The organism is Sphingomonas flavalba (assembly GCF_004796535.1).
GTDB lineage: Bacteria > Pseudomonadota > Alphaproteobacteria > Sphingomonadales > Sphingomonadaceae > Sphingomonas_L > Sphingomonas_L flavalba.
Genome location: NZ_SPHY01000015.1, coordinates 21364 through 44612 on the forward strand (window position 1 = coordinate 21364; position 23249 = coordinate 44612).

A 23249-nucleotide genomic window follows, 5' to 3' on the forward strand; every position below is an offset into this window, starting at 1 on the left:
TCGGCTAGAACGGATAGTTCACCCCGTAATAGCCATAGACCTCGCGACCGTAATCTCGGTCGAAGGTCGGCTCGGCGCCGGCGCCGTAGCGCGGCGCCTTTTCGAGAACCTCCTTGTCGAGATCGACGACATAGCCGCCCTGCTCGGTATCATAGGTCAGCACGTCCCAAGGCAGCGGATAATAGTCGCTGCCGAGGCCGAACAGGCCGCCGAACTGGAGCACGGCATATTCGACGCGGCCTTCGCCCTTATCGACCATGAAATTGTAGATCGAGCCGAGCTTCTCACGGTCCCGGTTATAGACGTTCGTCCCTTCGACCTTGTTCGAGGCGATCAGGCGGTTGGTTTCGTCGGTGGCGATATCGGTGTCGGCCATGACACATCTCCTTTTACGCGAACCCCTCTCTCCTTCAGCTACGCGCCGCACGCGCGATCTTTCCATCGGGCAGCCGAGTGCCCCGGCGAAATTCGCCAAGGCGCCGGACTACCATGACGAGCCGAGCGGCAGCCTTCCTACACACTCGCGCGTTGCTCGGTGGGGACACGTGACAGGCAGGAGATATCGACATGGCCGACCTCACGGCAATCAAGGAGCATATGGAGATCATCGGCGCCGATGGCGTCCACATTGGCACAGTCGATAAGGTCGAGGGCGACCGGATCAAGATGAGCAAGGCCGACAGCGGATCGCACCAGGACCATCACCACTATATTTCAGGCGGGCTCGTCGCCGACGTCGAAGGCAACCAGGTGCGGCTGTCGGCCAATGGCGATGCCGCGGTGCTGCTCGAAGAGGAGAAGGGCGGCGAGGCGGTCGCCGAGAAGCCCGAATAAGCTTCAGTCCGCACGCCACGCGCGCATCGCGCGGTCATATTTCTCGCGCGCCGCCGCGACCCGGCGCTCGACCCTCTCGTGCTCACGTGCCTGATCGCGTTCGAGCGCGCGGCGCTCGCGATCGAGTTCGGCCTGTTTGCGGCCAAGCGCGGAACGCTCACGCTCGTGCCGCTTTTCGATCTCCGCCAGTTCGGCCTCGATCCGCGTTAGCGGCTGCCGATCGGGGCGCGGCTTGGGTTTCGGCGGCGGCTTTCGGATTGCCGGCTTCGCCTTTCGCGGCGGTGACGCGCTCGTTTCGGTCGAGCGACCTTTCGATTTCTTGCGCGAGCGCGCCTCGTCCTTCGGCAGCGCCGCCATATGCTCGGCCATCGTGCCGCGCAGGCGCCTGATCACCTTGCCGGGATTTGCGAGCGGTTCGCGCGTCAGTTCGGGATCGTCGATGCGCTCGGCGGCGCCGCTCGCGAATAGATTAGTATCGCTGCCCCAGGCTTCGAGCGCTGCCTTCTGGCTCGGCGCTGCCACATAGGCGTCGTGAAAGCCGATCGGCGTGCGGAACACTTTCAGTTTTTGCGTGCGCGCCACGAACGTCCCCTGGATTCCGCGTCAGGCCCACGTTGTCCCGATGCAGCGAACCAAACATGCGACGCGCCAGTCCGGTGATCGATCCCAAATTGACAAAATCGCTTGCTGAATGAAGAGTTGCCAGCGACTCTGAGCGGACTTCGACCAACCCGCACGATCGGTCATTCCGGGGTGGGCATGATTGGAGGCTGGCATGGACCACGTCGCGCCCGACCAGGACTATGAGCCGTTGCTCGGCGAACTCAATCGCTGGTCCGCAAGCACGGATGCCGCAGCCGCGCCGACAATGCGCGAGCGCGTCATGGCGTTCGACTGGTCGACGACACCGCTCGGCCCGAGATCGACCTGGCCCAGCGAGCTTCGCATCAGCGTCCGGCAGATGCTCGACTCGGGGTTTCCCAAGGCGATTGCGTGGGGCGAGGAACTGACGACCATCTACAATGATGCCTTCCGAACGATTCTCGGCGGAAAACCCGAAGCACTTGGGCGCTCGTTCCGCGACGTGTGGGCCGAAGCCTGGGACGAGGTCGGTCCGATCGCCGAGCGCGCGCTGGCCGGGACGTCGACCTATATCGAGGACTTTCCGCTCACAATTGATCGCACCGGTCAAACCGAACAGGCGTGGTTTACCTTCTGCTACAGTCCCTTGCGCCTCGCTGACGGCTCTGTTGGCGGAATGCTCGACACGGTTGTCGAAACCACCGGCAAGATGCGCGCGCAGGCCGACCTCGCGGTCATCAACCACGAACTCGGTCATCGCCTCAAGAATACACTCGCCCTCGTCCAGGCAATCGCGTCGCAGACCCTCGGCGACGCGACGGAACCGGAAGCGCTTGATGCCTTTACCGATCGCCTGAGCACACTCGGGCATGCCCATGATATCCTGCTCCGCCGAGAACGGGTCAGCGCACCGCTGACCGACGTGATCCTGGCATCACTCGAACCGCTCGATGCCGGCGGCCGTATCCTGACACGTGGTCCCGATCGGCAGATCGGATCGCGCACCGCGGTCGTCCTGTCGCTGATGCTCCACGAGCTTGCGACCAACGCGATCAAATATGGCGCGCTGGGCGCGGCCGAAGGTCAAGTGCATCTCACCTGGTCGATCGACGACGAGCGGTTCCGGCTGCGTTGGGAAGAGAAGGGTGGTCCGAAACCCGAGCCGTGCATGCGCCGGGGGTTCGGCTCGCGCCTTCTTCGTCTTGGCCTCGGCGGCAAAAGTCAGGTCGAGCAACATTTTACTGACGGCGGGCTTGTGTTCGAAATGACGGCTCCGATCGGAGAACTCGCCACTTGAGGATAGGCGGGCGAACGCTTCTTGGCGCTGTCACTCTTCCGAACCGCCAAAGTCCGCCGACAGCTTTTGCCGGGTCGTTCGGGCCTTGTCCCTGAGTTCGATCCAGACCGGCGTATGGTCGCTGGTCTTTTCCCACCCGCGCGGGCGCGTATCGGCCTCCGCGGCGACTAGCCTCGCGGTTGCGGCCGGATTGAGCAGAAAATGGTCGATCCTTAACCCCGCGTTTCGCTCGAACGCGCCGCGCCAATATTTCCAGAAGGTGTAGATGGTGTCGTGCGGGTGGAGATGCCGGATGGCATCGGTCCAACCCTGGTCGAGCAGGCGCTGGTAGGCCGCCTTCACCTCGGGCGCGAACAGCGCATCACCGCGGTCGCGCCGCGCTGGTTGCGCAGATAATCGACGAAGATGCGGCCTTTGCGTTGAACCTTGGGCAGCGCCGCCGTAAAATTCTCGGGGTCCGATTGCGCGACGGCTTGCGCCAGGCGGTGCGCGAAATCCTTGACCTCCGGCCATTCGGCGCGTGGCGTCAGCGGAGCGATCACGTGAACACCCTTGCCGCCTGTGACCATCGGGAATGTGGCCAGCCCGATCGACTTCAGGATGTCGCGGAACTGGAAGGCGGCCGCGCGCACCGCCTCGAAGTCGAGGCCAACATCGGGGTCGAGGTCGAACACCAGCCGATCGGCCTTGGAGACTCTCCATGACTCGCACCCTGTCCGACGCGGCGCCCGACGTCGCGTCCGCCTTCGCCGCCACCCCCGCGGCGATCCTTCTTGCCGCCGCCCGGCTCCTGCCCACGCTCGAAGCCGGCCGACAGGTCGACGCCGCCGAACTGCGCACCGCGATGTCGCATGCCTTCAACGCCAGCGATGCCGAAGGCGCCTGGGATTGGAAGACCGGCTATGACGCCTGTGAGGCGGCGACGATCCTGTTCCTGCGCAAATATGACCGCACGATCCTTGCCCGCACGCCCGCCAGTTCACTCGCGCTGATCGAGCGGATCGCCGGACTGCTGCCCAGCCACACGCGCCGGTCGGAGACGAGCCAGGCGCTCCAGCAATTCTCCACGCCTCCCGGCCTTGCTTATGTCGCCGCAGTCGCCGCCGCGATCGGCCCGAACGATCGCGTGCTCGAACCGTCCGCCGGGACTGGCATGCTCGCGATCCATGCCGACCTGGCGCGGGCCGATCTCGCGCTCAACGAGCTGGCCGAGGTCCGCGCCGCGCTGCTCGGCCACCTCTTCCCCGGCATCGCGGTGTCGCACCAGGATGCCGCGTCGATCGACGATCGGCTGTCGCCGGCGATCTGCCCGACCGTCGTGCTGATGAATCCGCCTTTCTCGGCCACGGCCGAGGTCGATCGCGCGATGAAGGACACGGCGCTGCGCCATATCGCATCGGCGCTTGCCCGGCTGGAACCCGGCGGGCGGCTGGTGGCGATCACCGGCGCCAGTTGCGCGCCGGCCGCGCCGGCATGGCGCAGCACCTTCGCGCGGCTTCAGGAGCATGGCCAGGTCCAGTTCACCGCCGCGATCGACGGCAGCGTCTATGCCCGGCACGGGACGTCGGTCGCCACGCGGCTCACCGTTATCGACAAGATCCCGGCCGACGACCCCGACCGCTTCCCCGAAAGCGTGGGCAAGGCGGCCGACACCGCGACGCTGCTCGCATGGGTGCTCGACCATCTCCCTGCCCAGAACAGTGCGCGATCGCGCAAACGTTTGTGCTCGTCGAGATAGAAGCGGATAGCCCAGATATCGCGCGGCTTGAGTGGGCGCTTGGGGCCAACGTTGACGCCTGCATTCCAGGGACGCCGATCGTGCACGGCGGGGTCGAGGTCGGAATATCCCATGACAGTTCTCCGGGGCCGAAATGGCCAGCGCGAGTATAGTTCCCATGCTCAGTTGCGTGCAGACAAGTGTCGCGCGACACTTGACGACCCCGTAAGGCCGCGATATACCCCAGGAATGGAAATCGAAAGCATCAGGCACAAAGGCCTGCGCCGCTTCTTTGAGACGGGCAACGCTAAAGGCCTGGTTGGAGATGCTGGGCGGCTGCGTAAAATGCTTGCTTTCATCGATGCTGCGGAAAGCTTCGAAGAACTGTCGGTGCCTCCGAATTTCGGATTGCATGAGCTGACAGGCGATCGGAAAGGACGCTGGTCAATGACAGTTACGAGAAACTGGCGGATGACCTTCGGGTTGAATGACGAAGGCGCGTTAATCGATATGGATCTGGAGGATTATCATGGCGCTTAAGATGCACCCTTCGCTCGCCGTCCACGTTGGCGACTGGTTGAAGACGGAAATTGTGGAGCCAGCGCATGTCAGCGTGACGGCTTTGGCCGAGCATTTTGGCGTATCGAGGCAGGCATTGAGCACTTTGTTGAACGGCAATGCGAACCTGTCTGCCGATATGGCTATCCGGTTTGAGAAGGCTTTCGGGATCAAAGCCGACACTCTGTTGCGAATGCAGACGGCCTATGAGCTGGCCCAGGCCCGCGAGCATGAACAGGACATAAAGGTTCAAAAGTTCGCCAGAGCAGCCTGAGATCGCCAACAAAGCGGTCCTACGCCGGCCTTAATCTGTCCCCTGATAGCTGCCAGTCATTCATTTTTGCTGGGTGGCGATAATCGACGGGTTTTGAGTAATGCTCAGGCACGCTTTCAAACGACCGAGCTGCGGATGCGCGACGGAGCGCGACCGCCCTGTGTCGCCGGAGGCACAAATGGCGCAGCCAGTGCCCACTCCGTGTCCGTCATATCCGATGGATATCGCAATTCCTCCCGGTTATGCTCGCGCCGGGCAATACCTTGTCCACGCCACCATTCACTCCATCTCTTCGCAAAGAGGCGTGAAGCACAACATGCGGGTATTGCTCAACAACTTCGGATCGGGCTCTTAAGTGACCGGCGATCGAAGCCGAGAAAGGTCTCTGGGAGATTGCTTTCGACGACTACATCGCGCTGATGAGGCGGATCTCTCACGACAATCCCACGACCGCCGCTATGCACTTTCCGGTGCTGGAAACAGGTCAATGAGGCCGCGGTTTCACTCGCTCATGCGATGTCGTGGTAGCCTTAAGCGAATTTCCACGCCATCGCTCTTGAACTCGCGAGCAAAGCTGCCGCCGAGAGGCCCTTCGATCGTTGCGCGCGCAAGGCGGCTGCCGAATCCTTCCTCCAGCGGTTTGCTGCGATCGCCAAGTTTGCCATGCTCGCGCCATATCATGCAGACGGTGTCGCCCTCTTCAAGGCATTTTATCTGCACCTGTCCGTGCGCAACGGCCAATGCCCCATATTTAAGCGCGTTCGTGGCAAATTCCTGGAGAAGCAGCGCGAAGTTCGTAACCGTGGCGGGGCCGATCGGAATGTCCAGGCCGGTCACGACGACGCGGCTCTCCGTCTGATCGTTCAGGTAAGGCTCGGTAACCTTATAGATCAGCGCATGAAGCGTCGCGACCTGCTCCCTGCCACGCGCTCGCGACATCGTCAGGGAATGAGCCCGCGAGAGCGATCCGAAGCGACCTTGCAGATCCGATACCAGGGCATCGACGGAAGCCGCCTTGCGGCTGCTCAAGGCCACCATGCCATTGGCCAGAGCAAACAGGTTTTTGACCCGATGGTCCATTTCTTGGAGCAGGAGATCCTTCTGCTCTTCAGCGCGCCTTCTGTCGGTGATGTCGCGTGCAATCTTCGAAGCACCGACGATCTTTCCGGCCGAATCGACGATGGGGGAGACCGACAGCGAGATGTCGACCAGGCTGCCGTCCTTCCGCCTCCGTATGGTTTCGTAATGATCGATACGCTCGCCTCGCCGGATGCGTGCAAGAATCCTGGGCTCCTCATCCTGCCGGTCCTCCGGGATGAGGACGGTAACGGGCTTTCCAAGAACTTCATGGCCGGCATAGCCGAACAGCCGTTCGGCGCCTGCGTTCCAGCTGGTGATGATCCCGTTCAGGTCCTTCGACAGGATGGCATCGTCGGAGGACTCTACGATGGCGGCCAGCCTTTCCGCCGCAAGTTCGGTTTCCTGGCGACCGCTAATGTCCACGAGCATGTTGACCGCCCCGGTCAACATGCCTGCTTCATCGAAGAGCGGTGTAGGGTGAGCAAGAAAAGATTGGTCCGAGGTTCTGACGGAGACGAATGGGGGACGTGCCCAGCCAGTCGACGGCGCAGGAGCGCTCTTATGTGCGGACGTGTCCGCCGAACACCGGCACGTGCGGCAATGGAATGTGCGCTTGGCACAGGCGTTCTGTCCGGGAGGCCGCCGTCGGCTGACCCCTGCGCCTTGGAATAAAAAAGGAACTTGGTACCGATGCGACAGTTTCGCCAGCAGCACGGAGTAGCTTTGTTCCGGACGACTCGGCCCAATCCGTGTGTGGAAGGAATGCAGCATGGGAAACCCCTCAAATCGCTATGAGGCCATCATTATCGGCGCGGGTCCCGCCGGCCTTACAGCGGCGCTCTATCTCGCCCGCTATCGGCGCAAAGTGCTGGTCGTCCATGATGGGAAGAGCCGCGCGCTGCGGATTCCAACGACGCATAACGCACCCGGCTTTCCCGACGGAATCCGTGGAACGGACCTGATCGAACAGATGACACGTCACGCGCTGGAATTCGGCGCTGAGATCGACAAGGCAGAAATCACCGACATCGAGCGAACCGGCGACGGGTTCCGACTGCAAGCTTCGGGCGGAGAGAACCGGGAGAGCCGCAGCGTCATTCTCGCCAGCGGTATCCTGCTCAACCAGATCGACCTGCCGCACGCGATCCACGAACAGGCGATCGAGGCCGGCGTCCTTCGCTATTGCCCGGTCTGTGACGGTTACGAGCATATAGATGCACGCATCGGTGTCATGGGCTGTGACAGCGATGGCGCCGCTGAAGCGCTTTTCCTCAGGCAGTATACTGCGGATATCACTTTGATGCCCTTGAGCCATCCGGAACTGTCCGCCGAGCAAGCGCGTGAGATGGGCGAGGCAGGTATTCAGGTGGAGACGGGGGCCCTGGTGCACCTCGAGCCTCACGACGATCGAATGGAGGTTCGGCTCGAAGGCCGCGATGCACCCTTATCGTTCGATGTTATCTATCCCGCTCTCGGCTGTCGGCCGCGCGCCGAGCTTGCCGCCCGGCTCGGGGTCGAATTGGAAGGAGAAGGCTGCGTTCTAGCAGGCGCCGTGAAGGACAGCGGCGTGCCGGGCTTCTTTGCGGCCGGGGATGTGGTCGAAGGCCTCGATCAGATCAGCGTTGCGATGGGCCATGGGGCTCTCGCGGCAACCAAGGCGCACAACTGGCTGCGCGAGCAGGATCGCCACACGCTTCAGGCGGAGGCCTGAACCTGCAAACGACTCGCAGGAGTAGCGATCTGGAACTTTCGAACACACGGCGCGTAACGGTCTCATAAGGCCGGGGGCCGACGAAGGTGTTCCTGTTTCCTGATAATGCCTCCGCTCCCCGCCATGCCCGAGATGGAGAGGATCGTCATGGCTGCCAGCAAGAACAAGCCCGCCAAATCACCCGGAAATGTGTCCGATGCGCTTGGCGCCAAAGTTCAGCCAAGCTACGCGGAGGAGCAGGGCATCGGCGGCGAGACCCATCAGGTGGCCGGCGGCGAGGTTACAACCCTGACGACGGCGCAGGGCGGACCCATCGCCGACGACCAGAACACGCTGCGTTACGGCGCGCGCGGTCCCGCACTGATCGATGATTTCCATTTCCGTGAGAAGGTTTTCCATTTCGACCATGAGCGCATCCCCGAGCGCGTCGTTCATGCGCGCGGCTATGGTGCCCACGGCTATTTCGAACTGACCGACAGCCTGGAGGATGTGACCCGCGCCGATGTCCTTTGCCAAGTCGGCGAGAAGACGCCAGCCTTCGTTCGCTTCTCCACGGTCGCCGGGAGCAAGGGCTCGTTCGACCTCGCTCGCGACGTGCGCGGCTTTGCGGTCAAGATTTACACCAGGGAAGGCAATTGGGATATTGTCGGCAACAACATCCCCGTGTTTTTCATCCAGGACGCGATCAAGTTCCCCGATCTCGTCCATTCGGTGAAGCCGGCGCCCGATAGGGACTTTCCGCAGGCGCAGTCGGCACACGATAATTTCTGGGATTTCATCTCCCTCACGCCCGAGAGCTTCCACATGATCATGTGGACCATGTCCGACCGGGCGATCCCGCGCTCGTTCCGGTTCATGGAAGGCTTTGGGGTCCATACCTTCCGTCTGCTCGACAAGGGTGACCGATCGACCTTCGTCAAGTTCCACTGGAAGCCGAAACTGGGCCTTCAGTCGGTCGCCTGGAACGAGGCGGTCAAGATCAACGGTGCCGATCCCGACTTCCATCGGCGTGACCTGTGGGACGCGATCAACAGCGGCGACTTCCCCGAATGGGAGTTGGGAGTGCAGCTCTTCGATGAGGCGTTCGCGGAGAAGTTCGCCTTCGATGTTCTCGATCCCACCAAGATCATTCCCGAGGAGGAGATCCCGGTCCGCATCATCGGAAGGCTGGTGCTTGACCGTGTCGTCGACAATTTCTTCGCCGAGACCGAGCAGGTCGCGTTCATGACCCAGAACGTCCCGCCGGGTATCGATTTCTCCAACGACCCGCTGCTCCAGGGCCGCAACTTCTCCTATCTCGACACGCAGCTGAAGCGGCTCGGGAGTCCCAACTTCACCCATATCCCGATCAACGCGCCCAAATGCCCCTTCGCCCATTTCCAGCAGGACGGGCATATGGCGATGCGCAATCCCGTCGGCCGCGCCAATTACGAACCGAACAGCTGGGGTGCCGAAGGCGGGCCGCGCGAGGATCCGGTTCGGGGTTTCCGCAGCTTCGCCGCGAGCGAAGACGGGCCCAAGGCGCGGCTGCGTCCCGAGAGCTTCGCCGATCATTACAGCCAGGCACGGCAGTTCTTCATCAGCCAGACCCTCATCGAGCAGAAGCATATCGGCGACGCGCTGGTGTTCGAGCTGAGCAAGTGCGAGCGCCCCGACATCCGCTCGCGCGTGGTTTCGCACCTGATCCATATTGACAAAGGCCTTGCGGCTACCGTTGCGGACGGGCTCGGCCTCGACCTTCCTCAACCCGCCAAGGCGGCGAGCAGCGTGATCGACGACCTGCCGCCATCCGATGCGCTCAGCATCATCAAGAATGGCCCGAAAAACTTTGCCGGCCGCAAGCTCGGCATCCTCATTACCGATGGAGCGGACGCCGCACTCTTCAACGCGCTCGTGGCGGCGATCGAAGAGGAAAAGGCCATCTATGAGGTCATCGCCCCGAAGATCGGCGGCGCGACCCTGTCCGATCGCAGCAAGGTGCCGGCGGATCAGAAGATCGATGGCGGGCCTTCGGTCCTGTATGATGCCGTCGCGGTGATCGCGTCGGAGGGGGGGGCCGCGCTGCTGGCGGGAGACGCCACGGCGAAGGATTTCGTGACCGATGCATTCGCGCATTGCAAATTCATCGGCTATTCGCTCGAGACCATGCCCCTGTTCGAGAAGGCCGGCCTCGCGGGCGATCTCGACGAGGCCTGCATCGAATTGGGCGCAAAGGGCGACGCCGTGTCCTTTATCGAAGCATGCCGGGCACTGCGCTTCTGGGACCGCGAAGCCAACGTGGATCTGGACGCCAAGGGGTAAGCAGCGGTGTCCTCCCATCGTGCGCCTATGAAGGCGACCTATGTCCTTCCGATTGCCGCACCAACCTCACAGGTTCGAGCGCTGACCGGCTATCTTCATCGCCTCAGCCGCGTCATCGCCGAAGTGATAGTCGTGGACGGCTCGCCCCGCGAGGTGTTCGAGGCGCATGCACGCGCCTGGTCAAGGCCGGTGCGGCACATTCGCCCGACGTCGCGGACGACGAACGGCAAGGTCGGTGGCGTGATGACCGGTGTCCAAGCCGCACGCCATGAGCATATCATCGTCGCGGACGATGACGTTCGCTTTCGCCGGGAGGAACTCGAACGCATGCTGACCCTGTTGCAGCATTTTGAGGTCGTGCGTCCGCAGAATATCTTCCGCCCCCAGCCATGGCATGCCCGCTGGGATACGGCGCGCAGCCTCTTGAACCGCCTGGCCGGCGGTGATTGGCCCGGGACGCTCGGCGTGCGCCGATCGGCTCTGCTCGATGCAGGAGGCTATTCGGGCGAGGTGCTGTTCGAAAATCTGGAAATGGTCCGCACCATCAAGGCCGCCGGCGGACGCGAGGCGGTGTCGCTCGATCTCTTCGTAGTGCGGCGGCCACCTCCTGCCCGGCATTTCGTATCGCAGCGCGTTCGCCACGCTTATGACGAGTGGGCGCGGCCCGCACGCTTTGCCGCCCAGCTTGCCCTATTGCCGGGCGGACTGCTTCTCCTTCTCCTTGGCGGACCGGCTGCGCTCATCGCCGCGGCCGCCTGCGGCGTGGCGGCCGCCGAATTCGGCCGCCGAAAAGGAGGTGGCCGAACGGCCTTCTCGCCGAGCAGCGCCTTCTGGGCTCCTGCCTGGCTTGCCGAGCGCGCCGTCACCTCGTGGATAGCGCTGAGCATAGGGCTTTTCCTGGGCGGCGTGCGTTATCGCACCTCCCGGTTGCGCTATGCCGCTACTCCGCGCCGCTTGCTTGAACAGACGGTGCGGGAAGCGTGCGACAAGGGCAGGTTGGAAATGCCGCGGACCAACGCAGCTTAGAATTTGGGCTGAGTTCCGCCTCCGATGCTTCCGTCAAAAGAGGCCATGAACGACAAAGCTCACCGGCCGGATCATCAGTCCCGCGTGATGGCATATTGGATCGGCTTAAAACTTCCGCCGTTCGAATCATAAGCCGAACAGGCTGTCATGCCGATGACAAGGTCCATAATCGCCCGGAATCGAATGCTGTCGTTCGGCTTACTGAGGGGCGGCAAAACCCGCAGCCGGCCGGTTTCGCCGTCCACCGGCACATTCATGAATATATTGAAGGCCGTGGGAACGTCGTCGCTCACTATGCCGTGGGGCGCCAGCGCCTCGACCAGATTGCCCATGCATCCGCGATGCAAGGGCTTGCCGGGATAGAAGTGACGAAATGTCGCTTCGCTGCATGGGGTAAGCAGGAAATCATGCCGTCCCACCATATCCTCGATGATCTCCAGCATCGGTTGCGATTTGTTCGACCACAACCGATTGCCGGTCGTCAGAAAGATCGTCTCTTCATAATCGAAGGTCCGGCCATTCGAGATGGCCTCCCGCATATCATTCTGAGCAAATGCGACGAGATCGCTGACCTGCTGACCGCAGGGATCGATCACAGTCAGGACCGCTCCGGCAGGTAGCACAAAGGCAGTCCCGCTTCTGGGAGGAATTTCCATCATTTCCGTCATGCACGCGGATCCTTGAACGGACACTGCCAGTCCGCACCTACCTGCCTTCCGCTATATTGCCTGGCCTCGCTGACTTCGCCATGGCGGGCCAGCATGGGGTTGGACGACCCCGCCAACTCCCCGTCGCGCTCCAAAATACGCTGACGCATTCGTTCGTATCGGCCTTCCTCGCGGAGGCGTTCGAACTGGTCGTGCAGGTTGAAGACCAGCGTAGGCGCTGGAAAGCGGCGTGCAGGCCGTGAGGCATTGGGATGGAGGCCAACGACGAAAAACGCCTCGCCTCCGAAGCTCAGCGAAAAATGCGGGTCATCCGCATCCGGACTGACACGATGGTCGAACGGCTGGCCGAGCCAGTGGTCCTTGTCCGCGAACGACTGAATGCGCTCCCACATCGCCTTTTCGAACGCGGCTTCGTCGAGATCCTGCGGTCCTTCAAAGGCGATCGCAAGACTCCTCAGTCCCTCGGGACTACGCCGATACTCCGCCGCCCATTCGAGAAGTTCTCCGTGAATCCGTAAATCATCCCAGTTACTGGTGAGCGACACGCATGGAACAACCTTGAGTGTTCCGCGCGCCATGGCCGATTTCGCGCCGACGCACGGGAAGTGGTTCTCTGTAACTCTATTTAGGATTCCCTGTTCAAGCTGCAATGGATCCACGGCTTCTATCATTTCCTTTTGGCCTCTCCAAATCACGGCTAATCGCCATTGCTCCTGCTTCCTCAAGAACACTGCTCCGGTTCAAGGGTTCCTCGCAGAATTGCCGACTGCGTGAGTCGGCCAGCGCCATTATGTCCACGAAAAGTCTTTTGTTCCGGTCGGACGGAACTACCGAGCGTTTTTCAGCCGCCGCTTCGGCGGCAACCATGCTCCTCACATTATAAATGTCAGTGGCATGTCCCAGGGAGCCGCGCGTCGTGACGCCCAAGATCGAAATGTCGCTTTTGGACTGGTCTATCAAGCGCTTGTGCTCAAGAACCTGAAGGAGCCCGTTCAGCTCCAACCGTGGATCGAGGCCTGAGGCGATAGCGATAGCTCGCGCTTCTACCTTGGTGACGGTCACCTAATTGGTTTGGCCAAGCTTCGTTAGGAGCGTTGCAGCTTTCACGGCCTCTTTGATCGCGGGAAACTCCGCTGGCCCGTTCGGGTCCAGAACGAGCTTGCGACCGTGGTGAATCACCACGCGCCCTTGACCTCCTTTTCGCTCGCCGTGGCCATATATCCCCCTCGTCAGCTAACAGCCAGCGGGAGGGCTGTCCAACACGTCGCGTGACAAAGTGGCCCAACTCCTATTGTCTCAACCAAGCTCGGCTTGGCGGGAGCGTCCAACCCTCCGGCGACACGAGAGCTTCTATCTTACGATGTGAACGATTGGCCGGAATCTTCTCGTTGTCCTCGAAAGAAGACCTTCCGGACTGTCGAACATTGCAGCCACGCCGAGCCCGCCCTTTCGATGTCCGCTTTCAGGCGATTGGCAGTGGAGCTTCAAGGGCCGAGATTAGGGCGCGAAGCTGACACGCCAGCTCGCCGTTCAGGATGTCCGCTATCCCAATCAGCGCTCCTGAAGCCAGACTTACCGGATCGTCCGACCTTGCCGTCGAATCGTTTTCAGCGAAGGAGCCCTTTAGAATATTCCCCAGCGGCAACTCTAAGGAGATATCCTGCCTTAGGCATGGCAAGTCGTCAGAGATTTCGTCGACGCAACCGTCTTTGACCACACCGGCGCGTGAGGATTCGAGGTTCGCGCTTTGCTCCCGACTCAGAACAACTGCCAATATTGCCGCATTTGGTACGGCTTTGCGCGATCGTCCTATGCCATTTTCTGTCTCTCTTCGCCAGACTATGACCACGCCATTGGGTTGTTGAAACCCGCCGATTTCTGCGTCTCTTAATCGTCCCCGCAACGCCGGATGTCGCTCGCCGGCACCGAACTCGGGGACCAGGATGCTCGCTCACCCGCATCCGGCGGCAATGGTTCGCCAAGCGCAAGTCGGTCGCCGCGACCCTCAAGGAGGTGATGACCAACGAAGCGTCGGTGCTGCTCGATTCCGACGCTTCGAACAAGGCGGCCGATGCCGACGCCGCCTTGCAGGAACTCGGTGCCGATCATGCGGGGATCGCTTATGTCACCGCGACGATCACGGTCTGGGACACCGACCCGGCGCGCGCAGCCGAGAAACTCCGGCTGGTCGAGAAGGTGGTCCAGGGCCGCGACTTCACCTGCACCGTCGAGGGGATGAACGCGATCGAGGCATGGCTCGGGAGCCTGCCCGGCCACGTCTATGCCAATGTCCGGCAGCCGCCGGTCTCCACGCTCAATCTCGCCCACCTGATCCCCCTGTCAGCGGTGTGGGCGGGAGCGGAACGGGACGAGCATTTCGGTGACGCCCCCTTGCTGTACGGCAAGACCGAAGGCTCGACCCCGTTCCGCTTTTCCCTTCATGTCGGCGACGTCGGTCATACGCTGATCGTCGGCCCGACGGGCGCCGGCAAATCCGTCCTACTGGCGATGATGGCGATGCAGTTCCGGCGTTACACCGGCGCGCAGATATTCGCGTTCGATTTCGGCGGGTCGATCCGTGCAGCGACGATCGCGATGGGCGGCGACTGGCAGGATCTCGGGAGCGCCCTGCACGACAGCGATCGCGTACAGGGTGCCGCGGACGAAGATGCCGCATCGTCGGGCACCAGCTCGACCCAGGTCGCGTTGCAACCGCTTGCCAGGATCGATGATCATGGAGAGCGCGCCTGGGCGACCGAATGGCTGGGCGCCATCCTCGTCGGCGAAGGCATCCAGATCGACCCGCAGGCCAAGGACCATCTCTGGTCCGCCCTCACGTCGCTCGCATCGGCCCCCGTTCGCCAGCGGTGCGGCCCAGCACATAAGCGCTCTTGTCCCACAGGAAATTGGGCGCAATGCCCACTGTCCGCTTGACGGCGGCGGGCACCATGTAAGTCTTGGGGCGAGGCTTCTTGCCCGAAAGATCGTGGAGATCCTTGACGTCGACCACCCCACCGTCACGATCCAGAACGATACACCAGCCGAATTTCTCGGGGCTTCGGCCCGGCTCCGCCACACCGTCCAGCCGGTGATAATAGCTGTCGAGCGCTTGGAGGATCGTCATCCCACCACCTCGTTCGACAGGAAGGGTGGAACCTCGATCACGCCATCCTTCATTTCCGCACGGAAGAAGCGGGATTCGTTGCCATTCGCGAAATCAATGTCGTGCAGCATCCAGCCGAAGTCAGCATCGCGCCTGTCCGCCGGCAATTCGCAAGACGGCAGCGGATCGCCATCCGCGATCAACGCAAATTCGGCATCGAACTCCCGCGTTCCCAAGCAAGGCCGGTGAAAGCATTGCCCCTGCGCCGCCCGGCGATTGAACATGCTGACATGCTTGGCCGCGCCGTCATCCGGCCCGGCCTTGGCGGTCATAGTGAAATGCGCTTCGATCACATAGGCGACGTCGATCAGGACCAACGCCGCGCGCTGCTGGCGATTCTCGTCGACGACGATGCCCAGCCCCTCGGTCGTGCCGCGCTTCATGGCGCTGGCCGCGTTCGCCGCGCTGGCCTTCGCGCCCACCTCATTGCGGCGGATCGATTGAAAGCGGATCGGCTTCAATACGTGGATACGGTCCACATGCCAGCGGATCGCCGGCTTCCAGTGGATCGCCTCCAATATGCCGCGCGCTGCCGAGGGCGTCATCACGTCATAACTGACGCGCTCAACCTTCATCTCCGGGCGCGTAAAGCAGGCCCTCGCGCCCCAGACATGCAATCTGATGCCCATATGGCGAATCCCCCCTTTCGGATATGTTCCTTTATTGTTCCGTGTTTATCAAGGGGGTTGGTTGATCCTTTATGGAGGAATCAGAATAAATTATCCTCGATCGACCGCCATGTCGGATCATCGAAGCGCAGACCCACTGCGGGATCGTAGAGCGACTGGTTTCTCAGAACGACGAAGCGATCGCCATAATCATCAGGGCGTATCGCCTGCGCGGCGCCGGCGCTGAGCAGTTTCTCGCGCGCCTTCGCGGGCACTGGGACGATATATTGCTGAAGTTTGCGCTGGGCGCCCGCCGGCAGGAACGGCCTGTCTTCCATGTCGCGGATCAAGGTCTCGATCTCCCCACGACCTTCCTCATTCTCCCCCCAAGGCACGATCACGGGGTCCATCGCATCGTCGATCATGCGGAATGCCCGCGCGATACGCGCAAAGGGAAATTCCAGCTTGCGAGCGGTATCGCGAATGGCCGACATGATGGGAAAACGCGCGCCATCCAGCGTCGCCGCATCGAGCGCGTCATAACCCTGCTCCCAATAGAGCCAGCGATAATATTCCCGCACCGCGTCCAGCCCAAGCACATCGCCGTTCCTGGTGCGCAGGACGCTCTTCGCCGCCTGGTAAAAGGGCTTGATCATGTCCGGAACAGGCTTGCGCCCTTCTACCGGCGCCGGCTCGAACACGACCGTCCGGCCGAATGCTTCCCCAAGCGGCCCCAATTCACCGTTGCGATTGGCTCTCCCTGCACTTTGCGCGATGCTCGCCAGGCCCGCGGCGGCGCGCCAGACCTCCGGGAAACTGATGTCCACCCCCGCCTCGATCAGGCTGGTGGCGACCAACCGCGCCGGCAATCCCGTCTTTAGCGCCTCGCGGGCCTTCGCCAGAACCGCGCGGCGATGGCGCGCACACATCAGCGTGGTCAGGTGAATGGCGCCATCTTGCTCCCGGATCGCCTCGAACAGTGCGCGCGCATGGGCGCGGCTGTTGACGATGCACAGCATCTGCGGCTGTTCGGCGAATCGGGCGGCGATCTCCTCATCGCTTACGGGCTCGCGCCGCCATTCGACATTCACTCGCTTCAGTTTGTCATACAGCCCATTGGGATCGGGCGCGAGTTCACGTTCATCGGGTATCGTCAGTCCTTCGACGGCATTTTTCCCGCTTTTCGGCAGCGCCTCGTCCTGCGTCCGTAGCGCCGGTTGTGTCGCCGTGCACAGGATGACGCTCGCACCATAGTTACGCGCCAGTTCGTCAATCGCCGCCACGCACGGACGCAACAGATGCACCGGGATCGATTGCGCTTCGTCGAGAATGATGACGCTCTTTGCCAGATTGTGCAGCTTGCGCGCCTTGCTGGTGCGGGATGCGAACAGACTCTCGAAGAATTGCACCGCCGTGGTCACGACGATCGGCGCATCCCAATTTTCCGCGTCGCGGCGCAGCTTGGCGAGGCCGCCCGGCCCCTCCACTTCCTCATCATTGCCGCTCGCCGGCTGCTGCTGATCCCAGTCGAAACTGGAATGGTGCTCAAGAACAGCATCACCAAGCCCTATATCTTCACGGAAGATTTTTGCAGTCTGTTCAATAATAGATGAAAAAGGGATAATATAAATAACACGCTGAAGATTGTGCACCTCCGCATGTCTTATCGCGAAACTGAGCGAGGTCAGCGTCTTACCGCCGCCGGTCGGCACGGTCAGGGTGAACAAGCCCGGCGGCAGCGCCGCCTTCGCGTTGGCATGGTCGAGAATTTCAGAACGAAGCTGGTTGACCGGCGTGTCGTCGCGACGATGTCGCGTCACGAAGTCGCTCACACGCCTGATATGCCCCGGCTGGATAACGCCGCCCCGGGGCGGAGGCTCCTCTCCCCGGGACCGCGCATAGAAGACTTCGGTTTCGAGGAAATCGGCATCGACAAGGCAGGAAAACAGCATTCGGACGAGGAACGCCAATGAAAAGCCTCGTTCGATGACGTTGGGATCGAGCGTCGGCAAACCGGCCGGCAGCGTCTCGGCGGTCGGCAGGTCCGATACATAGTCCTGCCAGCCTTCATAATCCTCAACCTCTTTTGCCAGCCGCAATAACAGGTTGCCGCCCTCATGGCCGGCTCCATCCATCAACCCCGCATGATGCCCCGCGATGCCGAACGCCATCATGCGGCCGATCTGACTGCCATAAAGAGCGACGGCTTCCTTGGCCCCCGCCGTGCTGTGATCCGGCCCTTTGAGACCAGCCTTGTCGGCAGGCCGGCGAATATAGGCCTGATAGGCAAGCGCAGCCTTGCCAATGTCATGCAACAATCCCATGGCCAGCGCCATCCTCGACGCGCCGAACCATCTGGCAAAGTCGGCTGCTCTTCGGCCGACCGCCGCAAGGTGATGCGGCAGGGGTTCCCAACTCTCTTCGGGCCGCCCTTCGACCGAATGTGCGAATCTCTTCATGGCCCCCGCCCTTAAGGCAATTATTTCATTCGCTTAAACAACGTCTGCCTGTCCAGCGAAAGACCGACTCGCGCCTCGTGAGCGGCCCAAGGGAACGGCCGCTTTTCGATGTCCTTTCCCGAAACCAGTCAGTCGGCACCGGCCAAGCTCCCAGTCATTCGCGCGGCGAATATCTGCGGCGCGATCGAACGGCCGGAACCCTCGGCGGCTCTCCGGAAGGAACCGTTCCGGATCGCCCGACAGGTACCGAATTCTTCGAATTATGCGCGTTTGGAAAATGCAAACTTCTCTGTTCTCGCTCCAAAACAGGAAATTACAAGCGGAGGCTAGTTCGCGCCCGACTGCATCGCGCACCATTTTTCCCTGCGACCAGAACCGGTAACCGGCCATCGCTGGCCCCCACCGGCGCAGGGGAGAGGAATCAGTCGAAGGCGATCGAATCCAGCTCGGCCGGGTCGATTACCTCGCGCGCACCGGCGGGGAATGCGTTGGCGTGGAGGATGGCGGCGACCATGTCGATATTGCCTTGGGGCCCGGCTTTTCCCGGCGTGTCGGGCAGCGGCGGCATCGTCGTCATGATCTTTTCGTAGAGTTGGCCGACGGTCATCCCGCGCCAGCGGCCGAGGAATTCGGGATCGGCCAGCGCCGGCCCCGATTCGCCGCCGTTGAACAGCTCGCCATGGCAGGCGGAGCATTGGCGGATATAGAGGCCCATGCCCCGCTGCGCCTGCGCCGCGCTGTAGACGCCGTCGGCAACCGAGCGCCGCTCCGGGGCCTGCCCCGCCGAAGCGAAAGCGGCGACGGCGGCCGCCCCGCCGCCGAGCAGCATCAGCAGCGGGGCACCGGCCCTGGCCAACACGAAACGGATCACAGGCGATACTCCTCCCACGGCAGGCGCACCATGCCGCGCTTCACCGCCGCCAGATTCGGTGCGCCGGCGATCCCCATCGATACCGTCAATTCGGCGGCGAGCAACTCCATCACCCGCTGCACCCCGACCGAGCCGAAAGCGGCGACGCCCCAGGCGGGCGGGCGGCCGACCATCACCGCCTTCGCGCCCAGCGCCAGCGCCTTCAGCACGTCGCTGCCGCGCCGGATGCCGCCGTCGAGCATCACCGGGATCCGCCCGCGCACAGCCTCGACGCATTCGGGCAGGGCGACCAGCGTCGGCACCGCGCCGTCATAAGCGCGGCCGCCATGGTTGGAGACGACGATGCCGTCCGCCCCGTACTTGACCGCGGCGGCGGCGTCCTCCGCATTCAATATGCCCTTGACCACTACCGGCAGCGGCGAGGCTTCCTTCAGCCAGCTTATATACTCCCAGCTCAGGCTGGGGATCACCGGCGCGAGCACTCCCGACCGGTAATTGTGGAACTTGTTCCGGATGTTGCGGTCGCGGTTCGGAGTATAGGGGTGGTCGACCGTCACCCCCAGCCAGGCGGCGCCGGCATCGGTATATTGCTTCGCCCAGGTCTGGGCGAGCTGCCTGTTGCGATGGCCGAGCTGGCATATCCACCAGTTCGGGCACTGGCCCGCCTGCTTCAGATCGTCGATGAAGGCGAGCGCGTTGGTGACGCCGTAGAAGGCGTTGGCGTCGTGCGCGCCGATCGCGGCCAGCCGGTCCCCGTCCGGCACGACGGTGTTCTTCGTGGTTGGATCGAGGATGATCGGATAGGCGAGCTTCTGGCCCAGGATTTCGACCGACGTGTCGATCCGGCTGACGTCGACGCCGACATGCTGGCGCAGCCTGGTCAATTCATAGGCCCTGATATTGTCGGTCAGCGTATATTCGTCTTCCGATCCACTGCTGACATATTCGAAATGCGCGACGTCGAGGGTGCGGGCGGACGCCTGCTCGATCTCGTGGATGTTGACCGGCCCCATCACCTTCATCCCGTGCTGGGGCGGGTATTGCTTGCCGTTGGTCGCGTCGAGGGCGAACGGGCGCGGCCCCGGTATCGTCTGGGCGACGGCGTTAACGGAATAGCCGGCGGCGAGCGCGCCGAGCGCCGCCATGAACTGGCGCCGGCCAGCGCCCGATTCCTCGAACGCGCGCAGGCTATCGAGCGCGACGCGGCCGGGGTCTTCCTCTCCCTGAGTATAGCCCCCGGTCAGCCATTTCTGAAACTGGTTGGTCATGCGAACCTCTTCCCGAATAGCGGCATGCGTTGAAGGTGGCGGCCGGTCAGCCCGGCTTGTACGCCTTCCACGCGGGGCGGATGAAGCTGCGGTCGACGCCACGCATCGTGCCGGCGCCGGACAGGGCGAGGGCGATGCGGGTTTCGCCCTCCAGCACCTCTATAACCCGCTGCACTCCTTCCTGGCCGAACGCGGCGAGACCCCAGAGATAGGGGCGGCCAATCATGATCGCCCGAGCGCCGAGCGCCGCCGCCTTGACGACGTCGCCGCCGCGCCGGACACCGCCGTCGACGAGGACCGGGATCTTCGGCCCGACCGCGTCAACCACTTCCGGCAAGGCGTGGAGGGTGGAGATCGCGCCGTCGAGGGTGCGGCCGCCGTGGTTCGACACCGAAATCGCGTCGGCCCCGGCGGCGACGGCGCGCTTCGCGTCCTCTCCGGTGGTGATACCCTTGATCACCAGCGGCAGCTTGCTGGCGCCGCGCACCCATTTCAGCCAATCCCAGTTCATCCGGGGATAATAGGGAAAGATCATCCCCGGCTGGAACTGGACGCTGCCACCGTCGCCGGTGTTGTAGCGCGGCGTTTCCGACCACTGGGCTTCCCAATGGTCGCGGCTCGGCCGGTCGCGGGCACCGGTATAGGGATAGTCGAGCGAGACGCAGAGCGCGGCGGCGCCCAGATCCTCGTTGGTCTTGGCCCAGCGCTCCGCATCCGCCTGGGTATGATAGCCAAGCGACGATGCCCACCAGACCGGCATCGTCCCCGCCTTGGTCATGTCGGCGATCAGGCCGTGGCGCGGCCCGACCAGAATGGCGCCAGACTTGTGCGCGGCGAGGATGGTCAGCCGGTCGCCGTCCGGGTGCATCAGCCGGCGCAGGCCGACCGGCCCGAGCAGCACCGGGTGCGGATAGGTCTTGCCGAACAGCTCGACCGCGGTGTCGACCCGCGACACGTCGACCATCACCTTGCGCCGCACCCAATAGTCGGCGAAGGCGGCGCGATTAGCCTTCAGCGTCAGTTCGTCGGCAGCGCCGGCGCGGATATAGTTGTAAGCCAGTTCGCTGATCTTGCGGCGGCCGACATCCTCGAACTCGTGCAGGTTGACGACGTTCATGATGTCCTGGGAATAAACCGGGATCGTGACCGTCTCGAACCCTTCGCGGTTGGCGGCACGTTGCGCGTCGGCGGCGGACGGCGCAGCCTGCGCCTGTGCCATGCTCGCCACGCCACCGCCGGCCAGCCCGAGCAGCGTGCGTCGCCGTGGCGAGAAGCCAGCGTTTCCTTGTCCTGATACAACCCGCATCGCCCGGTTCCTCTCCCTCTTCTCAATCTGTTTCGTCAGGCCATCACCGGCCCGGCCTCGTCGCGGATATCGACCTTGTACGTCTCGCGGATCAGCCAGGCCGCCAGCGCCGAGATCAGGCACATCGCCGCCACATAGGCGGAAATCGGAACCGAGCTGCCGTAGCGGGCGAACAGCGCCGTCGCGATCAGCGGCGCCAGCGCGCCGCCGATCAGCGTGCCAAGTTGATAGGCCAGCGACATGCCGGAATAGCGCACCCTGGTCGCGAAGGTTTCGGTATAGAGCGCGGCGAGCGGCCCGAAGATCATGCCGTTCAGGAACTGGCCGACGCACAGGCCGATCGCGGCGCTGGCCAGCGTGCCGCCGGCGATCAGCGGAAAGACGGCGAACGCCCACGCGGCGAGCAGCAGCGCGCTGATGCAGATCACTCCGCGCCGCCCGCGCCGATCGGACAGCCAGGCGCCGAAGAACACGCCCGGCACCATCATCACCGCGCCGAGCAGCACCGCCGCCAGCATCGTGCTGGTCGTCATCCCGCCCGCCGGACCAGTCCCATAGGCGAGCGAAAAGGAGACGAGCAGGTAGTAGGACGTCTGCATGCCGACGAAGGTACCGGCGGCGAGCAGGATCTGCCGGGGGTACTGACGCAGCGCCTGTAGCGCCGGCGACTGGCGTTGCTCCTGCGCCAGCCGGTCGGCCGCATCGGCCCGATCGATGCCGAGCTTCGCCGCCAGCTCTGCCGCCGCATCGGCCTGACGAGCCTGTTCCGCTTCCTGCAATTCCCGGAAGGCGGTGGTTTCCTCGAACCGCATGTGGATGAAGATGCTGAGCATGACCAGCACGACGCTGGCGATGAACGGCAGGCGCCAGCCCCAGGCCATGAAATCGTCCGGCGACAGCGTCGACGAGGCGATCAGGAAGGCGAGATTGGCGAGGATCGTGCCGATCGGCGCGCCAGCCTGCGCGAAACTGCCGTACCAGCCGCGCCGGTCGTCGGGCGCGTTTTCAAGGATGATCAGCACCGCCCCGCCCCACTGGCCGCCGAGCGCGAACCCCTGGACGAAACGAAGGGCGACAAGCAGTAGCGGCGCGAGATTGCCGATCAGTTGATAAGGAGGCAGCAGGCCGATCAGCGTCGTGGCGCCACCCATCAACATAAGCGCGATGACGAACATCCGCTTGCGCCCGATCCGGTCGCCGAAATGGCCGAACACCGCCGCCCCGACCGGGCGGGCAAAAAAGCCGACAGCGAAGGTGCTGAACGAGGCGATCAGCGCGACGAATGGCGAAACGCCTTCCGGGAAGAACACCGTCGGAAAGACGATCGCGGCGGCGGTTGCGAAAATGAAGAAATCGTAGAATTCGATGCTGGTGCCGACGAGCGAGGTCATCGCCGTCTTTCGCAGATTATGCGCGACTGCCGCCTGCTGCGAACCGCCCGTTCCAGTCACCACCCGAATCCCCCCGCGCCAATTCAACCTTTATTGTTCTTTACGTCGGCACGCCCCGGCCCCGGCGCGTGCGCG

Annotated in this window: 23 protein-coding genes and 3 pseudogenes; 9 read left to right on the forward strand and 17 right to left on the reverse strand. The window is 63.0% G+C overall.

What is annotated here, in order from left to right:
* Positions 1-4: 4 nt before the first annotated feature.
* Complete coding sequence (locus E4A53_RS12540) at positions 5-376, reverse strand: PRC-barrel domain-containing protein (protein ID WP_136163455.1); 372 nt, start codon at positions 374-376, stop codon at positions 5-7.
* A 191-nt stretch (positions 377-567) separates the two neighbouring features.
* On the opposite strand from E4A53_RS12540, the gene E4A53_RS12545 reads away from it, so the two are divergent.
* Positions 568-834 carry a DUF2171 domain-containing protein gene (locus E4A53_RS12545; RefSeq protein ID WP_136163456.1) on the forward strand — a complete coding sequence of 89 codons (267 nt, stop codon included), beginning with the start codon at positions 568-570 and terminating at the stop codon, positions 832-834.
* 3 nt (positions 835-837) lie between these two features.
* Here the strand turns inward: E4A53_RS12545 and E4A53_RS12550 are convergent, their stop codons facing one another.
* Positions 838-1416, reverse strand: a complete 579-nt coding sequence (locus E4A53_RS12550; RefSeq protein WP_136163457.1) for a hypothetical protein — start codon at positions 1414-1416, stop codon at positions 838-840.
* Positions 1417-1609: 193 nt separating this feature from the next.
* On the opposite strand from E4A53_RS12550, the gene E4A53_RS12555 reads away from it, so the two are divergent.
* Positions 1610-2713 (forward strand): sensor histidine kinase, encoded by a 1104-nt coding sequence (locus E4A53_RS12555; protein ID WP_136163458.1) that lies wholly within the window; start codon positions 1610-1612, stop codon positions 2711-2713.
* A gap of 30 nt (positions 2714-2743) precedes the next feature.
* On the opposite strand, the gene E4A53_RS12560 is transcribed toward E4A53_RS12555, so the two are convergent.
* Together E4A53_RS12560 and ligD are read right to left on the reverse strand one after the other, a co-directional pair.
* Positions 2744-3055, reverse strand: a complete 312-nt coding sequence (locus tag E4A53_RS12560; protein ID WP_239018295.1) for an endonuclease/exonuclease/phosphatase family protein — start codon at positions 3053-3055, stop codon at positions 2744-2746.
* Positions 3056-3072: 17 nt separating this feature from the next.
* Positions 3073-3408, reverse strand: a pseudogene (gene ligD / locus E4A53_RS12565) (non-homologous end-joining DNA ligase LigD); the annotation flags it as partial.
* 5 nt (positions 3409-3413) lie between these two features.
* On the opposite strand from ligD, the gene E4A53_RS12570 reads away from it, so the two are divergent.
* The 3 genes from E4A53_RS12570 (at position 3414) to E4A53_RS12585 (ending at position 5262) form a co-directional block, all read left to right on the forward strand.
* Positions 3414-4451 (forward strand): hypothetical protein, encoded by a 1038-nt coding sequence (locus E4A53_RS12570; RefSeq protein WP_206366320.1) that lies wholly within the window; start codon positions 3414-3416, stop codon positions 4449-4451.
* 228 nt (positions 4452-4679) lie between these two features.
* Positions 4680-4970: a type II toxin-antitoxin system RelE/ParE family toxin gene (locus tag E4A53_RS12580; RefSeq protein ID WP_136163459.1), complete on the forward strand. Its 291-nt coding sequence runs from the start codon at positions 4680-4682 to the stop codon at positions 4968-4970.
* A complete protein-coding gene (locus tag E4A53_RS12585) occupies positions 4960-5262 on the forward strand; it encodes a HigA family addiction module antitoxin (RefSeq protein WP_168694389.1) in 303 nt (100 codons plus the stop codon). The genes E4A53_RS12580 and E4A53_RS12585 overlap by 11 nt, the downstream gene beginning before the upstream one ends.
* A 149-nt stretch (positions 5263-5411) precedes the next feature.
* Here the strand turns inward: E4A53_RS12585 and E4A53_RS12590 are convergent.
* Positions 5412-5541, reverse strand: a pseudogene (locus E4A53_RS12590) (transposase); the annotation flags it as partial.
* Positions 5542-5763: 222 nt separating this feature from the next.
* Positions 5764-6792, reverse strand: coding sequence for a PAS domain S-box protein (locus tag E4A53_RS12595; protein ID WP_206366321.1), 1029 nt, complete (start codon positions 6790-6792; stop codon positions 5764-5766).
* Positions 6793-7111: 319 nt separating this feature from the next.
* Between E4A53_RS12595 and E4A53_RS12600 the strand changes: the two genes are divergently transcribed.
* From E4A53_RS12600 to E4A53_RS12610, 3 genes are all read left to right on the forward strand, one after another.
* On the forward strand, positions 7112-8053 hold the full coding sequence (locus E4A53_RS12600) for an NAD(P)/FAD-dependent oxidoreductase (protein WP_136163461.1): 942 nt from the start codon (positions 7112-7114) through the stop codon (positions 8051-8053).
* A 147-nt stretch (positions 8054-8200) separates the two neighbouring features.
* Positions 8201-10354 carry a catalase gene (gene katE, locus E4A53_RS12605; RefSeq protein WP_136163462.1) on the forward strand — a complete coding sequence of 718 codons (2154 nt, stop codon included), beginning with the start codon at positions 8201-8203 and terminating at the stop codon, positions 10352-10354.
* A gap of 27 nt (positions 10355-10381) precedes the next feature.
* Positions 10382-11380 (forward strand): glycosyltransferase family 2 protein, encoded by a 999-nt coding sequence (locus E4A53_RS12610; RefSeq protein WP_136163463.1) that lies wholly within the window; start codon positions 10382-10384, stop codon positions 11378-11380.
* Positions 11381-11454: 74 nt separating this feature from the next.
* Here E4A53_RS12610 and E4A53_RS12615 read toward each other — a convergent pair whose 3' ends face one another.
* The 4 genes from E4A53_RS12615 to E4A53_RS12630 all read right to left on the reverse strand — a co-directional run bounded on the left by E4A53_RS12615 (position 11455) and on the right by E4A53_RS12630 (position 13822).
* Positions 11455-12048 (reverse strand): DUF1989 domain-containing protein, encoded by a 594-nt coding sequence (locus tag E4A53_RS12615; protein ID WP_136163464.1) that lies wholly within the window; start codon positions 12046-12048, stop codon positions 11455-11457.
* Positions 12045-12719 carry a guanitoxin biosynthesis heme-dependent pre-guanitoxin N-hydroxylase GntA gene (gene gntA, locus E4A53_RS12620; RefSeq protein ID WP_136163465.1) on the reverse strand — a complete coding sequence of 225 codons (675 nt, stop codon included), beginning with the start codon at positions 12717-12719 and terminating at the stop codon, positions 12045-12047. Before gntA ends, E4A53_RS12615 begins: the two co-directional genes overlap by 4 nt.
* On the reverse strand, positions 12688-13110 hold the full coding sequence (locus E4A53_RS12625; protein ID WP_136163466.1) for a hypothetical protein: 423 nt from the start codon (positions 13108-13110) through the stop codon (positions 12688-12690). The genes gntA and E4A53_RS12625 overlap by 32 nt, the downstream gene beginning before the upstream one ends.
* A 400-nt stretch (positions 13111-13510) precedes the next feature.
* Positions 13511-13822, reverse strand: coding sequence for a hypothetical protein (locus E4A53_RS12630; protein ID WP_136163467.1), 312 nt, complete (start codon positions 13820-13822; stop codon positions 13511-13513).
* A gap of 176 nt (positions 13823-13998) precedes the next feature.
* Here E4A53_RS12630 and E4A53_RS12635 point away from each other — a divergent pair.
* Positions 13999-14916 (forward strand): annotated as a pseudogene (locus E4A53_RS12635) (conjugal transfer protein TrbE); the annotation flags it as partial.
* Here the strand turns inward: E4A53_RS12635 and E4A53_RS12640 are convergent.
* The 7 genes from E4A53_RS12640 to E4A53_RS12670 all read right to left on the reverse strand — a co-directional run bounded on the left by E4A53_RS12640 (position 14882) and on the right by E4A53_RS12670 (position 23114).
* A complete protein-coding gene (locus tag E4A53_RS12640; protein ID WP_136163468.1) occupies positions 14882-15172 on the reverse strand; it encodes a type I-C CRISPR-associated protein Cas8c/Csd1 in 291 nt (96 codons plus the stop codon). The pseudogene E4A53_RS12635 and the gene E4A53_RS12640 overlap by 35 nt on opposite strands.
* Positions 15169-15840, reverse strand: coding sequence for a type I-C CRISPR-associated protein Cas5c (gene cas5c / locus E4A53_RS12645; protein ID WP_136163469.1), 672 nt, complete (start codon positions 15838-15840; stop codon positions 15169-15171). The genes E4A53_RS12640 and cas5c overlap by 4 nt, the downstream gene beginning before the upstream one ends.
* Positions 15841-15920: 80 nt before the next feature.
* Entirely contained in the window at positions 15921-18278 is a 2358-nt protein-coding gene (locus E4A53_RS12650) for a CRISPR-associated endonuclease Cas3'' (protein WP_136163470.1), read from the reverse strand.
* A 421-nt stretch (positions 18279-18699) separates the two neighbouring features.
* Complete coding sequence (locus tag E4A53_RS12655; protein ID WP_136163471.1) at positions 18700-19149, reverse strand: c-type cytochrome; 450 nt, start codon at positions 19147-19149, stop codon at positions 18700-18702.
* Positions 19146-20417: an alpha-hydroxy acid oxidase gene (locus E4A53_RS12660; protein ID WP_136163472.1), complete on the reverse strand. Its 1272-nt coding sequence runs from the start codon at positions 20415-20417 to the stop codon at positions 19146-19148. Before E4A53_RS12660 ends, E4A53_RS12655 begins: the two co-directional genes overlap by 4 nt.
* Positions 20418-20463: 46 nt before the next feature.
* The gene (locus E4A53_RS12665; RefSeq protein ID WP_136163473.1) at positions 20464-21723 is read right to left on the reverse strand and encodes an alpha-hydroxy acid oxidase; all 1260 of its coding nucleotides are present in this window, start codon (positions 21721-21723) and stop codon (positions 20464-20466) included.
* Positions 21724-21758: 35 nt separating this feature from the next.
* Complete coding sequence (locus E4A53_RS12670) at positions 21759-23114, reverse strand: MFS transporter (protein WP_136163474.1); 1356 nt, start codon at positions 23112-23114, stop codon at positions 21759-21761.
* Between the last annotated feature and the right edge of the window lie 135 nt (positions 23115-23249).